The following is a 12,595-nucleotide window of genomic DNA, read 5'->3' on the forward strand; positions in this document are numbered from 1 at the left end:
TCATCATGGCGGTCTTTCTTTTTGCATATATAAAGAAAGGACGGAAAAAGAAGAATGAAGGAGGTGGATGTTCCATGAGCGGCGCTTTGTCATTTGCTATATTTGCCCTCGCATCCTTTAGGCTGACGAGATTGATCGTGTTTGATACGATTACAGCCCCCTTTCGCCGTCTATTTCATGAAGAGCAAGAAGAGGTAAACGAACAAGGTGAAGTCGAGACCTATATCGTCATTAAGGGGAAGGGACTGCGATCTTGGATAGGAGAGCTGTTAAGCTGTTATTGGTGTACGGGTATGTGGTGCACTGCTGCTTTACTACTGATATACATATTTTTTCCTGTCATCAGCATGTGGCTTAATTTACTATTAGCGATTGCCGCAGCAGCAGGCTTGATTGAAGCAGTCGTGTCGAAGCTTGTGAAATAAACAGGCATTCTGATCAGACACGCTTAAAGAAAATGCATATACTAACATGGAATAGGAAAGGAAGGGTTGCGATGAAACCAACTGAAACACCGTCACATATGCTTCAAGGGTATCCAGCGCAGTCAAATCAACAATCTGTATATACGAAGAAAATCAAGAAGACTGGCTGCGGCTGCGGGAAGAAAAAGAAACCTCAATAGGGAAAAACAAAAGCCGGATTTATCCGGTTTTTTTGTTGCCCTTTTTTTGGGTGATGCATATGTAAGAGAGAAGGGGTGACCAGAATGGATGCATTCGAACAATTAATCGGTTCCTTGTTCACTAAACCCCATGATGGGAAAGAGCAAGCGCACGAAAAAGCTGAAATGGATCTAGCGAATAAAGCGAAGGATCTTGAAGAGCACTTAAAAGCATTTGGCGAGAAAATGGATACTTTTGCGAAAGAAACAGAAGCATTCATGATCCGTCATGGAGAGGCAGATTACGTCTTTAAACAGCAGAAATAAAAATTCCGCACTTTTTTATGTGATCGTCCAAACCATTTCATGTATTTTTCATATTTTGTAAGGGAGAAGAGGAGGTGCTTAAATATGAGTTGTTACGGTTACGGTGGCGGTTATTGCGGAGGTTATGGCGGCGGCTACGGCGGCGGTTATGGTTCAACTTTTGTTCTTGTCGTCGTGCTTTTCATTCTTCTAATCATCGTTGGTGCTTCTTTCTTTAACTAAACAGTAAGAAGGTGAGGGAAGCAATAGGGAAGCCTTTTGCTTTCCTTTCTCTTTGCTAACAAGGCAGCAGGATAGGCACATATCTCGCCTATTTTCATATAGTAAGGTGATTACTCCACAAAGAGGAGGCAAAGGAATGGATAATAAGTTCTTTAAAAGTGTGGAAAATAAAACAGGTGTAAATATGAATGATGTCTTTAAGCTTGCAGGTTCTTTGCAAAACGCGAACTTTAAAGATGAGAATACCGTTCGAGGTGTCATTAAAAAAGTAGCGCAGCTTGCAAACAAACGTGTACCTAAAGAAATGGAAGACAAAATCGTTCAATCGATTACAAGTGGAAAAGAAAAGCTTGATTTTAATACAATCGCTAAAATGATGAACAACAAAAAATAAACAACAGGCTCTCCATTTAAAGGGGGGCCTGTTGTTTTTGGGTAAAACCTTCACGATGTTTCTTTAAAAGAGGGTACAAAAAGCGGGAACGATGAGCAGTTTTTCCTCTTCTATATGAAGGAACTGATAGATAAAGGGATTGTTCAGCTCTCGTCATGGCAACGTATAATAAGCGTCGCTCCTCTTCAATGGCTTCTTCATCACCGTTTCTCAGCTCATCAAGTGCAAAGTCATGAGGGAGCGCCCCATCAACCACACTCGTGATGTACACTGTTTGGAATTCTAGTCCCTTCGCACGGTGGATCGTCATGAGCTGAACGCCTGGTTCATCTGATTTTTCCTTTTCAGCAGATTTCATATGTTCGGCATGAGCGAGGAAGGCTTCAATTGTTTCAAAACGTTTCGCCGCTGTTTTCACATCTCGTACATCATCTGTTCCTTTTTCAAGCACATTCGTATCATTCACGCGTTTTTTTAAATAATCACCAAGTCCCATCCTTTGTTCAATAAACGCTACAGCTTCAGATGGCTTTAACGATTTTAACGTTCGAAACAGGGGAACGATCGATTGCAGTTTTTTGCGCTGAAACGGCTGAATGTCTGTTAGCTTTCCAAGTGCCTCTACCATAGAACAATCTTCCGTAATGGTCAGCGCCTTCATGGTATTCAGTGTTTGCTGCTTTAAAAAGAAAACGGGCAGCAGCAGCTTCATTGCGGCGACATCATCTGCATCCTGACTTAGCGAAAGAAAAGCGAGCAGCACCCGAACAATTCTTCTGCTATAAAAGGCTTTTACGCCAGCATCGGTTTGATACGGAATCGCCGATTGATGAAGACGTTCATAAATCGCACGGCCTCCTGTATTCGTTCTAAACAGCACGCAAAAGTCATTCGGTTTTGCACCGTTTTTAATTTTCTCCTGAATATCTGCTACGATCATGGTCGCTTCCTCTTCCTCGTCATATGGATAAAAAAGAGTCGGCGGAATTTTCTCCACGCGTACGGCTTTTAACGTTTTCTCGTAACGATGCTGATTCTTCTTAATAATGGCGTCAGCACTTGCGACAATCGTATGATGAGAGCGGTAATTTGCATGTAAATGGACGATCTCGGCCGAAGGATAGTCCTGTTTGAAGTCAAGAATAAAAGCAGGATTGCTTCCTCTAAATGCATAGATGGCTTGATCATCATCGCCTACACAAAATAGCTGCTCGGATTCTCCAGCTAAAAGCTGGATTAATTGATATTGTACGGGATTAATATCTTGAAATTCATCTACTAAAATATACTTGAATCGTTCTTGATATTGTTTGAGCAATTCAGGCTGCTTATTCAGCATGTGTAAACAGGCAATCGCCATGTCATCAAAGTCAAATTGTTGATTTTCACGCTTTTGCTGTTCGTATGATTGATAGATTGTCCACATTTGCTTTTCCTTTTCATCTTTCAGCTCAGGAAGTTCGTTTGGTAAAAAAGCATTTTTCCAATAGCCGATTGATTGCAGCACTTGATCGGTTGGATAGTCTTTTTCATCAAGTCCTTCATTCATGATCGCTTTGCGAATATACTGCTCTTTTTGCCAGTCGAATTTAATCAAATGCTGTCCGTTCCATTTGCCCCGATCATCGTGAAGCAGCATTTTATAAAATAAACTGTGGAATGTGCCTGTCACAACTTGGCTCGCCTGTGAAGGATGAAGCTGATACTGCATACGCAGTCTTTCTTTCATTTCACTGCTTGCTTTTGTGGTGAAGGTCACGAGCAGGATATGGTGAGCGGGGATTTGATGGTGCGACATCAGATAAGCAGCTCTTGCTGTCAGTACCCTTGTTTTCCCGCTGCCGGCGCCAGCTAGCACAAGCATCGGACCGTCTTTGTGTGTGACTGCTTGAAGCTGCGGTGCGCTAAAGGTGATGTGTGGAAAGAGGTCAATGGTATGCACTTCTTCATTCTTTTCTAAATGAAAGGTTTCGCCAAATTGAATGGATCGTGGTTCCTGCCAGTCATCCGATTCTTCTGTTTGTGAGATGATCTGTTTGCCGGTTGGAAAGCGAAAGCCGCCAAGTTCTTTGTAGGATGCATGTTCCTCTTGTTCAGCCGGTTTCTTTTCCTCTTGTTGTTCTCTTTTTTCGCAAATCTCTTGCTGAGATATTTGCTTATGGATAAAGGCAGGTTCTTCATGTATATTTAATCTAAAAAAGACGGGTTGTCCGCAATATGGGCAAGATAAATGCCCTTTTTTCCCCTCATCATGGAGGAATTGATAGTGTTCTCTCGAATATGTATGTAATGAGATCGTTCGATCATGTCGTCGTGCGCATTTCAAAGCTAGTCCTCCAATAGTCAATCAATCTTAAAAAGAAACACATCTAATCATATCAAATGAGGCGTGTTTCAAACAGTCATAATTAGGGAATAGTAGAGTAGAAGAGAAGCAAAGGAGGCGTTCTTGATGGGATATATAGCCCCGATTCAGCCGGATCTGTATTTTCAATATATCAATCGTCCTGCTCCTCAGGATAAAGAAGACTATGCGAAAGTGACGAAGGTCACCCGCACCTTTCATGACAAGGTATACAGAGAGCTGGAGAAAAAAGAGGACTTAGTGACAGAAGCGGAAACGAAAGTACAGCAAAAAAAGCGGGAACGCTTTGTACGAGATATGTTTATGGAAGAAGGTAAGGGCGTTCATATCAATACTTACGTCTAAATGACTGCGCTTTCTTCCTGAGCGAACGAGATGGAATCAATAAAAAGCCAGAGCATCCATGATGCCCTGGCTTTTTATTTTCGTTAAACGGATAGTGTTTTTGTCATTTTGACATGTGTAATCCCTGCTTCTTCAAACGGTTCTGAAATGGCTTTGTAGCCTTTCTTTTCGTAGAAAGGAAGAGCTTGGACTTGTGCATGCATGACAGCTTCTTTCGCTCCGTTTGCCATCGCTTCAGACTCAAGTGCTTCTAAAAGCTGGTGGCCAAGACCGAAAGAGCGCGCCTCTTTTAATACACAAATTCGTTCAAGCTTTGCCTTATGACCTTCAATTATGCGCAGTCTAGCAGCAGCTTGTGGTTTGTTGTCATCATTATAAATGACAAAGTGAATGGCGTCGTCCTCAAGTTCATCAATTTCGATCTCTAACGGGACTTCTTGTTCTTTTACGAAAACTTCTTTTCGAACATAATAAGCATCTTCTCGTTGTGTTTGTTCTTTTACGATGACTGTATTCAAATGTCTTTAACCCTCTTCTCCTAAGATAAATGTTTCATAAACGGTCCAAGAACCGTTCTCTAATTGATATAAAAGGTGGAAGCGGTCAACCGTTTCCTCGTGGTCAATTTTTCTGAGCTTCAATGTGCCTAGAACGTCTGAATGCTCATCGTCTGATAACTTTTGAGCCACTGTCACATGCGGAACAAATGCATATTCAGGTGTACCAGCAAGCGGATCAGTGTACAACTTCTCATTGAGAGTCATTAATTCTTCGTTCGGTTCTACTTTCATATAAATCACGTTGTTTACAGGAGCGAATGAACTGAATTTTTTAATACGTAACGTAATAGGAGAAGCATTTTTTGCGTACTCTCGCAAGGTGGAGACGACCTCAGCTGCTTCTAGATCCGTTAATTCAAAAGGTGTTCTTAATGTTAAATGAGGTGGTATGAGTGCATAGTTCGGATCATAACGTTTCCGATAAGAGTTCGCAATATCTTGCAATTTTTTTGATGGAAATAAAACAACTCCGTATTTCATCATGTTCCCTCCTGATTAAGAAAGTATTTATTATTTTTTATTATAACAAAATTCAGTTGATTAACGAATATGGGAGCATTCTTTTTAACGAAGGTGAAATGAGCGGCTGCCAAAACGTCCATTTATGATCGCCTTCGAATGTCTCAAATAAATAATCCGCACCGGACTTCTCCAAAAGGACCTTTAATTCTTCGTTCGGCTGAATAAAGTCAAGCACTTGCCCATCTGTCGTTTTCACAGCTGTTTCTTCTATCCCGATTTGATGGATAATGGCATAATGAGCAAGGGATGATGACTGTTTGACTGCTTGCAGGACCGACTCATCCACGTAAGGAGACTGCAAAATCAATCCGCCAAATAACGAAGGATAATCAATGGCTGTCATAAGTGAGATCGTAGCACCTAATGAATCACCAATAAATGTACGACCTGATCCAACTTGATACGTTGGATAGTGTTCATCAATATACGGAACTAGTTCATTTGCCAAAAAGCGTTTATACGCCTCGAACTTTGGTCCGTCTGGATGATACGTATTTCGCCTTTCAGTCACATTTTCATATGGGACACCAATGATAATCGAGCGTTCCATTTCTTTGTTTTGCATTAATTCTTCCGCTTGTCTGCCTATTTTACCTAGACGGAAATAATCATGACCATCTTGTGCAATGATGACATGATATGTATAAAGGGGGGAGTAATTGACTGGCAAATAAATCAAAATGGTCATATCTGCCCCAAGTTCTTTTGACTGTAAGGTTTCTTCTTGAATGATGCCTGTTTTCTTCACCATAATCCATTCCTCCAGCTAACCAAATTCATCATAAGTGAAACGTTTCCATTCATTGTAACACGAAAAACAGCGTTGTTCCTATATGCTAACATGCAATCAAATTGGCTGACATCCAAACTGCTACAAAATACAGAAAATTTTAATTAATCGTTACATTTCCCCTTGAAAAATGAGGTTTAATGCGTTACAGTATTAAGAATTAGAACAGACAGACAACACATTCTTATCGTGAGAGGTGGAGGGACTGGCCCTTTGAAACCTCAGCAACCGGTATGCATCACTTCATGTGATGTACCAAGGTGCTAAATCCAGCAAGCAGCTTTTTTGCTTGGAAGATAAGAGGAAGCGATTAAACCCCTTCTTCTTATGAAGAAGGGGTTTTTCTGTTTTGAAATTAGATTTTTACTTAGGATGGTGTCAAATGACAGAACATGTGGAAACGAAGTTAGCGCAAATTGGAAACCGCAGCGAAGAGGTGACTGGTACTGTCAGTCCTCCCGTTTATCTTTCAACAGCTTACAGACATAGAGGCATTGGGGAATCAACAGGATTTGATTATATTCGGACGAAAAACCCAACAAGGCAGCTTGTAGAAGATGCGATTGCTTCACTCGAAGAAGGAACGGCCGGTTTTGCCTTCAGTTCGGGAATGGCTGCCATCCAAACGATCATGGCGCTGTTTGAGAGCGGGGATGAACTCATTGTTTCATCAGATTTATATGGCGGTACATACCGTCTATTTGAAAACGAATGGAAAAAGTACGGACTGCGTTTTGTTTATGATGATTTTTCAGATGAAGACTGTTTACGCTCTAAAATGACGCCAAATACAAAAGCCGTCTTTATTGAAACGCCAACAAACCCACTCATGCAGGAAGCGGATATTCAACAGGTTGCGAAAATCGCAAAAGAACACGGTGCATTGGTCATTGTGGATAACACCTTTTATACGCCCGTCTTGCAAAAACCGATTACACTCGGAGCGGACATTGTCATTCATAGTGCCACCAAATATTTAGGCGGACATAACGATGTTCTTGCCGGACTTGTCGTCACAAAAGGAGAGAAGCTATCGGAAGACATGTTCCAGCATCAAAACGCCATTGGGGCGGTTTTATCTCCATTTGACTCATGGCTTTTAATGAGAGGAATGAAAACATTGGCGCTGAGAATGCGCCAGCACGAGGCAAATGCGAAGGAATTAGCTGATTTTCTAAAGCAGCAGCCTGAAATTCAAGATGTCCTTTACCCAGGAAAGGGAGGCATGCTGTCATTCCGAGTAGCCAAAGAGGACTGGGTCAATCCATTTTTGAAGCAGCTGAAAACGATTTGTTTTGCTGAAAGCCTTGGCGGAGTCGAAAGCTTCATTACGTATCCTGCAACGCAAACCCATATGGACATCCCAGAAGAGATTCGCATCGCAAACGGTGTGTGTAACAAATTGCTCCGTTTCTCAGTCGGGATTGAGCATGTGGAGGATCTAAAAGCAGACCTGAAACAGGCACTATCAAATGTGAAAGAGGAGGTACACACGAAATGACCACACATGATTGGACACTCGAAACACAACTCGTTCATAATGCGTTTAAAACAGACCGCTCAACAGGTGCAGTCAGTGTACCGATTCAACATGCATCGACGTTTCACCAAAGCAGCTTCGATGACTTTGGTCAATATGACTACTCCAGATCAGGCACCCCTACACGTCAGGCATTGGAGGATACCATTGCAGCGCTAGAAGGAGGAACGAGAGGGCTTGCCTTTGCGTCAGGTATGGCAGCCATTTCAACCGCTTTTCTTCTATTATCAAAAGGAGATCATGTCCTTGTCACAAGAGATGTGTACGGCGGGACTTTCCGAATGATCACCCAAGTTCTTTCAAGATTTGGGATTGAGCATACCTTTGTGGACATGACCAATTTGAATGAAGTGAAACAAGGCATTCAATCAAATACAAAAGTCATTTACATGGAAACACCGTCAAACCCTACACTCGGTATTACGGATATTGAAGGTGTCGTACAGATTGCGAAAGAACATGACTGTCTGACTTTCTTAGATAATACGTTTTTAACGCCTGCGCTTCAGCGTCCGCTGGACCTTGGTGTTGACGTTGTGCTGCACAGCGCAACGAAATTTTTAAGCGGCCACAGTGATGTACTGTCAGGCTTAGCCGTGGTGAAAGATGAGAAGCTAGGAGACGAACTTTATTCGCTGCAAAACTCCTTCGGGGCGGTACTTGGCGTACAGGATTGCTGGCTTGTGCTTAGAGGATTAAAGACCCTTCAAGTCAGATTAGAAAAAGCCAGTCAAACCGCATTAGAACTGGCTTCATTCCTCAAAGAACATCCTGCGGTCAAAAAAGTATATTACCCAGGATTAGATGATCACCCAGGGGCAGACATTCAGCGGAAGCAGGCGAGCGGTGCAGGTGCTGTTCTTTCATTTGAACTAGAAAACCAAGCGGCTGTCAAAGAATTGGTCGATGGCGTCACATTACCTGTATTCGCCGTCAGCCTCGGAGCAGTCGAATCCATTCTTTCCTATCCGGCTAAAATGTCACATGCCGCTATGCCAAAAGAAGAAAGAGAAAAAAGAGGCATTACGGATGGTTTACTACGATTAAGTGTGGGCGTAGAAAACGGAGAAGACCTCAAAAGGGACTTCAAACAAGCACTAGATCAACTAAAGCCAGCTCTTGTAAACCAATCATAAAAGTCAGTGAAAAGCCGGTATGGATACCGGCTTTGTGCCTTTTTTGAACAAAACCATTGACTACTGATCATGATGGTTATATAATAGAGACTGTCAGTAACAGAAAGCCCAGAACTGATACATAACCCGATTCCGTAGCTCAGCTGGGAGAGCGCTACCTTGACAGGGTAGAGGTCGCTGGTTCGAGCCCAGTCGGAATCATCGTTTAAACCCTTGCCTAGCAAGGGTTTTTTGTTTTTTTTGACAACGAATGTTTGTTCTGTTTCTTTTGTTTGGGGACGAATTGGGGACGAACTTTATCCACCAGATTGTTTCTCAGTATCTTTAGGATCAAAACGATTAAAGTGTTCTGCAGTGTTTTAAGGGTTAATTTCTAATAATTCGCGAGCTTCTTCTTCTGTAATTTCTCCATCTCGAGAAGCGATTAATGTTTCGAGATCTTTTTAATATTCGACTTGTTGTTTCTACCTTTGGGAAGAACATCAATCGAGACATCTAAAATGTTCGATATAGCTATTAACGTATTATGGTCTGGTTCTCTTGTCCCTAATTCATAGGCTGTATATGCTGAGATACCAAGTTTATTTCCATATATTGTTGCCTACCCTTTAATAAATACATTCTAACGTAACGTTTAGTTGCATATAAGCGCATGTAACAAAAAGAAACGTTTTTCTCAAAGTGGTTGATTTTGTAACAAACGGTGGAAACATAAGCATAAGGGGGGAAAAGTAAACGGACTAATACCAACTTTTCAATGTTAATATTCTTAGATGGGAACAAACAAAAGGTATTTGGAACTCATCAACAGACAGTAATTATCAAGGTTGAATTAAAATCTTGAAATCACTAACATAGGCATAGTGAAGGCGGCTATATATTTTAAAGTTAGCTAATTAAAAATGATAGGAGGGTCACCCCCCTATCTATTTTGCCTGTCCAAGTACCATCACCCTTTTATGCATCTTTTAATAAAGAGACCGAAACATTTGATAGATTCTTTTTGTGTATTGGCTTTTAGATGAATAGTTTTCAGCTCATCTTGAGGAGTTATTACCTTTTGACTCATGTTGCTGTCTGCATTAGAAGTTGAAGCGAATGCAGGAGATGCAGAAACAAGTAAAGCAAAGGATAATGCCGAAAAAGTTAAAACTTTTTTTAATCTCATTTAAAACTCTCCCTTGTTTATTTTGATATTCCTGATTATCCCATTTTTTATAATAAAATCAAGGGCGTTTTGTAAAAATATGAACGGTTTTTAGAGTTAGATAGATTATAAGAAAATGTCAATATGAACTTTTAAGGAGTGGTAAGGTGAAATCTGAACAATTGTGTATATTACCAGGGATTGATGAGAAGCAAGTTGAAATGCTCTAATCAAGGAGCTGAAGGTCTATAGGGCTCTGAAGGTGAAGGAAGAAAGGAACAGTTACATTAATTATATTGATGATCTTTTATACTGTTATTATAGTTTGGCTAAACAAAGAATTAAAGAAATTAGAACGCGAGAGCCAACTAATGATGAAATTAAAGCATCGTTTCAGGCGTATAAAAATATTAGGATTGTTGGTGCATCCGAAGCGTCTTTGTCTAAACAGGGTGAATTGATTGAGGATTTTAAAAGAACTCATGTTATCATAGAAGAAAATGGATATTGGAGGATTGTCGTTAAATGCTCAAATCAAAGTTAGTTGTTTGGACGTTTATCGTTGTGACTGGATTCTATATGCTGGTGAGTATATGGAACATTGCTGTATTTCCAGATAAAACATGGACAGATTACGCAGGACAGATTTTGATTGTAGTTTTTGGAAGTATGGTGAATGGTTTAATCGCTGCATTCTTTATGTACGCAGCAGCTATGTTAGTGAAATATATTAATGGTGATAAAGCTTAAAACAGGTGTATAAAAAGGTAACATTTTTTTCGGTTTTTAAAAAATACGAAGTAACACCAGAGGATACAGAAGGGTAAGGAAAGCTTATGTATCAAGGTTTATAAGTGAATAGAGGATATCGGTGATAATCACAGGATTCTACATATCTACCTTGACAGGGTAGAGGTCGCTGGTTTGAGCCCAGTCGGAATCATCGTTGAAACCCTTGCCTAGCAAGGGTTTATTGTTTTTTTTCTTTTGGTTGGGGACGAATTGGGGACGAACTTTATCCACCAGATTGTTTCTCAGTATTTTTAGAATCAAAAAATCCCTTTTCCATACCGATCACACACTTTTAATAGTATCAGCATATCAAGTTTAAGAGGTTACTTACAAAATATTTAGAACTTTTTAGTAAGAATCCTCAGAAATGTAATACGGTTTTAAGTATTTTCATTTATAATTCTCTATTTGTCTATACTTTTCATATCGCTGTTGTATAAGCTCTTCCGAGGATAATCGTATCAATTTTTTAAGAGATGATTCGATTGCAGATTCAATCAATTTTGCTTGTGATTTTATATCATTTTGTGCTCCACCCTTAATTTCAGGAATGATTTCATCAATAATTCCTAAATGCTTTAAATCTTTTGATGAAATTTTCATATGTTCAGCAGCTTCTGGAGCATACTTAGCATCCTTCCATAGGATAGATGCTGCTCCTTCTGGCGAAATGACCGAGTACCATGAATACTCTAACATATGGATATGGTTACCGACACTAATACCAAGAGCTCCACCACTTGATGCCTCTCCAATTACAATACAAACAATTGGCACTTTAAGTGTAGCCATTTCCAATAGATTTCGAGCTATCGCTTCAGAAATTCCACGTTCTTCAGACCCTTTGCCTGGATAGGCGCCAATTGTATCAATGAATGTAATAATAGGGCGATTAAATTTATCAGCTTGTTTCATCAGTCTTAGCGCTTTTCTATATCCTTCTGGATGTGCCATTCCAAAATTTCTTTCTATATTTTCCTTTGTACTTCTCCCTCTTTGATGACCAATAACCGTAACGGGCATCCCTTTAAATTTTGCAATACCACCTATCATTGCTTGATCATCGCCATATAATCGATCACCATGAAGTTCGAAAAAGTTTGTAAACAATAAAGGTATATAATCCAATGTCGTGGGCCGGTTACGTAGTCTTGCAATTTGAACTCGTTGAAAAGGTGTAAGATTAAAATAAATTTCATCTTGCATTTTATTTAAACGTTTTTCTAATACATGGATTTCTGATGATAAATCTACATTATGTTCTTTCATCATTTTCTTTAATTCATCAAATTTCTCTTTTAGTTCAATAATAGGACGTTCAAAATCCAAACTCATTTTATCCTCCAAAGGGTATGATTTACCTCACTCTAATCAAAAGACTTAGAAATAGAATCAATAAATAATTCAAAACCATCCACAACTATTTTTTGTTCTGATTCTGATAAATTATTGAGGATACGTTGATAAAATGTAAGGGATTGTTCTCTTAAGCGATTAACAGTAATGTGGCCTTTTTCTGTGAGGTGCAGAAAAAGTTCTCTTCTGTTTTCTTCATTTACTTCACGATAAACAAGTCCCTTTTTTACTAACTTATCTACCAATCTACTTACAGTTGAAGTCTCTAATCTAAGTTTATTGGATAGTTGCCAAACAGTTAATTTTTCCATCTCTATTTCCTCTAACGCCATCATTTGAGAAGTTGGTAGAGGTTTTTCAAATGGTCCATTGGGCAAATTTTGAGATTCAAAAACCCCAGTTATTATAATCATTTTCTTAATATCTGATCTTAGTTTTAAGGCATCTTCTCTTTTCAAAAAGGTCACCCTCCTAAAATTCATGTATGATACATCA

Annotated in this window: 16 protein-coding genes, 1 tRNA gene and 1 riboswitch; of the genes, 10 read left to right on the forward strand and 7 right to left on the reverse strand. The window is 39.8% G+C overall.

The genetic code is table 11. The features are described 5' to 3' along the window. Nucleotides 1-74 precede the first annotated feature (74 nt). The 5 genes from NST24_RS05945 to NST24_RS05965 all read left to right on the forward strand — a co-directional run bounded on the left by NST24_RS05945 (nucleotide 75) and on the right by NST24_RS05965 (nucleotide 1,547). The gene (locus NST24_RS05945; RefSeq protein ID WP_035700339.1) at nucleotides 75-425 is read left to right on the forward strand and encodes a DUF1360 domain-containing protein; all 351 of its coding nucleotides are present in this window, start codon (nucleotides 75-77) and stop codon (nucleotides 423-425) included. 71 nt (nucleotides 426-496) lie between these two features. Continuing rightward, nucleotides 497-625, forward strand: a complete 129-nt coding sequence (locus tag NST24_RS05950) for a hypothetical protein (RefSeq protein ID WP_008348422.1) — start codon at nucleotides 497-499, stop codon at nucleotides 623-625. 84 nt (nucleotides 626-709) lie between these two features. Beyond that, entirely contained in the window at nucleotides 710-931 is a 222-nt protein-coding gene (locus tag NST24_RS05955; protein WP_008348420.1) for a hypothetical protein, read from the forward strand. An 84-nt stretch (nucleotides 932-1,015) separates the two neighbouring features. Then, nucleotides 1,016-1,153 carry a YjcZ family sporulation protein gene (locus NST24_RS05960; RefSeq protein ID WP_008348419.1) on the forward strand — a complete coding sequence of 46 codons (138 nt, stop codon included), beginning with the start codon at nucleotides 1,016-1,018 and terminating at the stop codon, nucleotides 1,151-1,153. 136 nt (nucleotides 1,154-1,289) lie between these two features. Beyond that, the gene (locus NST24_RS05965; RefSeq protein ID WP_008348417.1) at nucleotides 1,290-1,547 is read left to right on the forward strand and encodes a stage VI sporulation protein F; all 258 of its coding nucleotides are present in this window, start codon (nucleotides 1,290-1,292) and stop codon (nucleotides 1,545-1,547) included. 16 nt (nucleotides 1,548-1,563) lie between these two features. Here NST24_RS05965 and NST24_RS05970 read toward each other — a convergent pair whose 3' ends face one another. Continuing rightward, a complete protein-coding gene (locus NST24_RS05970; RefSeq protein WP_342462439.1) occupies nucleotides 1,564-3,873 on the reverse strand; it encodes an ATP-dependent helicase in 2,310 nt (769 codons plus the stop codon). A gap of 126 nt (nucleotides 3,874-3,999) precedes the next feature. Here NST24_RS05970 and NST24_RS05975 point away from each other — a divergent pair, with 126 nt between their 5' ends. Then, complete coding sequence (locus NST24_RS05975; RefSeq protein WP_008348414.1) at nucleotides 4,000-4,257, forward strand: hypothetical protein; 258 nt, start codon at nucleotides 4,000-4,002, stop codon at nucleotides 4,255-4,257. Between the two features lie 83 nt (nucleotides 4,258-4,340). Here NST24_RS05975 and NST24_RS05980 read toward each other — a convergent pair whose 3' ends face one another. From NST24_RS05980 to NST24_RS05990, 3 genes are read right to left on the reverse strand one after another with little or no spacing between them, the layout of a single operon-like run. Further along, nucleotides 4,341-4,775 (reverse strand): GNAT family N-acetyltransferase, encoded by a 435-nt coding sequence (locus NST24_RS05980; protein WP_024720138.1) that lies wholly within the window; start codon nucleotides 4,773-4,775, stop codon nucleotides 4,341-4,343. 6 nt (nucleotides 4,776-4,781) lie between these two features. Then, complete coding sequence (locus NST24_RS05985; RefSeq protein ID WP_024720139.1) at nucleotides 4,782-5,297, reverse strand: YjcG family protein; 516 nt, start codon at nucleotides 5,295-5,297, stop codon at nucleotides 4,782-4,784. A gap of 52 nt (nucleotides 5,298-5,349) precedes the next feature. Beyond that, nucleotides 5,350-6,090, reverse strand: a complete 741-nt coding sequence (locus NST24_RS05990) for an esterase family protein (protein ID WP_024720140.1) — start codon at nucleotides 6,088-6,090, stop codon at nucleotides 5,350-5,352. Between the two features lie 220 nt (nucleotides 6,091-6,310). After that, nucleotides 6,311-6,432, forward strand: a riboswitch (SAM riboswitch). A gap of 79 nt (nucleotides 6,433-6,511) precedes the next feature. On the opposite strand from NST24_RS05990, the gene NST24_RS05995 reads away from it, so the two are divergent. The 3 genes from NST24_RS05995 (at nucleotide 6,512) to NST24_RS06005 (ending at nucleotide 9,006) form a co-directional block, all read left to right on the forward strand. Next, a complete protein-coding gene (locus tag NST24_RS05995; RefSeq protein WP_024720141.1) occupies nucleotides 6,512-7,630 on the forward strand; it encodes a methionine biosynthesis PLP-dependent protein in 1,119 nt (372 codons plus the stop codon). Continuing rightward, nucleotides 7,627-8,805 carry a cystathionine beta-lyase gene (metC, locus tag NST24_RS06000; RefSeq protein WP_017359653.1) on the forward strand — a complete coding sequence of 393 codons (1,179 nt, stop codon included), beginning with the start codon at nucleotides 7,627-7,629 and terminating at the stop codon, nucleotides 8,803-8,805. The genes NST24_RS05995 and metC overlap by 4 nt, the downstream gene beginning before the upstream one ends. A gap of 128 nt (nucleotides 8,806-8,933) precedes the next feature. Then, nucleotides 8,934-9,006, forward strand: a tRNA-Val gene (locus NST24_RS06005). Nucleotides 9,007-9,754: 748 nt separating this feature from the next. Here the strand turns inward: NST24_RS06005 and NST24_RS06010 are convergent. After that, on the reverse strand, nucleotides 9,755-9,973 hold the full coding sequence (locus NST24_RS06010; protein WP_224563074.1) for a hypothetical protein: 219 nt from the start codon (nucleotides 9,971-9,973) through the stop codon (nucleotides 9,755-9,757). A 504-nt stretch (nucleotides 9,974-10,477) separates the two neighbouring features. Here NST24_RS06010 and NST24_RS06015 point away from each other — a divergent pair. Beyond that, a complete protein-coding gene (locus tag NST24_RS06015) occupies nucleotides 10,478-10,702 on the forward strand; it encodes a hypothetical protein (protein WP_017359644.1) in 225 nt (74 codons plus the stop codon). A gap of 432 nt (nucleotides 10,703-11,134) precedes the next feature. Here the strand turns inward: NST24_RS06015 and NST24_RS06020 are convergent, their stop codons facing one another. Beyond that, on the reverse strand, nucleotides 11,135-12,079 hold the full coding sequence (locus NST24_RS06020; RefSeq protein WP_216894921.1) for an acetyl-CoA carboxylase carboxyltransferase subunit alpha: 945 nt from the start codon (nucleotides 12,077-12,079) through the stop codon (nucleotides 11,135-11,137). A 32-nt stretch (nucleotides 12,080-12,111) separates the two neighbouring features. Continuing rightward, a complete protein-coding gene (locus NST24_RS06025; protein ID WP_047945567.1) occupies nucleotides 12,112-12,558 on the reverse strand; it encodes a MarR family transcriptional regulator in 447 nt (148 codons plus the stop codon). Nucleotides 12,559-12,595 lie beyond the last annotated feature (37 nt).

Origin of the sequence: Bacillus sp. FSL R5-0286 (genome assembly GCF_038593245.1) — a bacterium.
GTDB lineage: Bacteria > Bacillota > Bacilli > Bacillales > Bacillaceae > Bacillus > Bacillus altitudinis.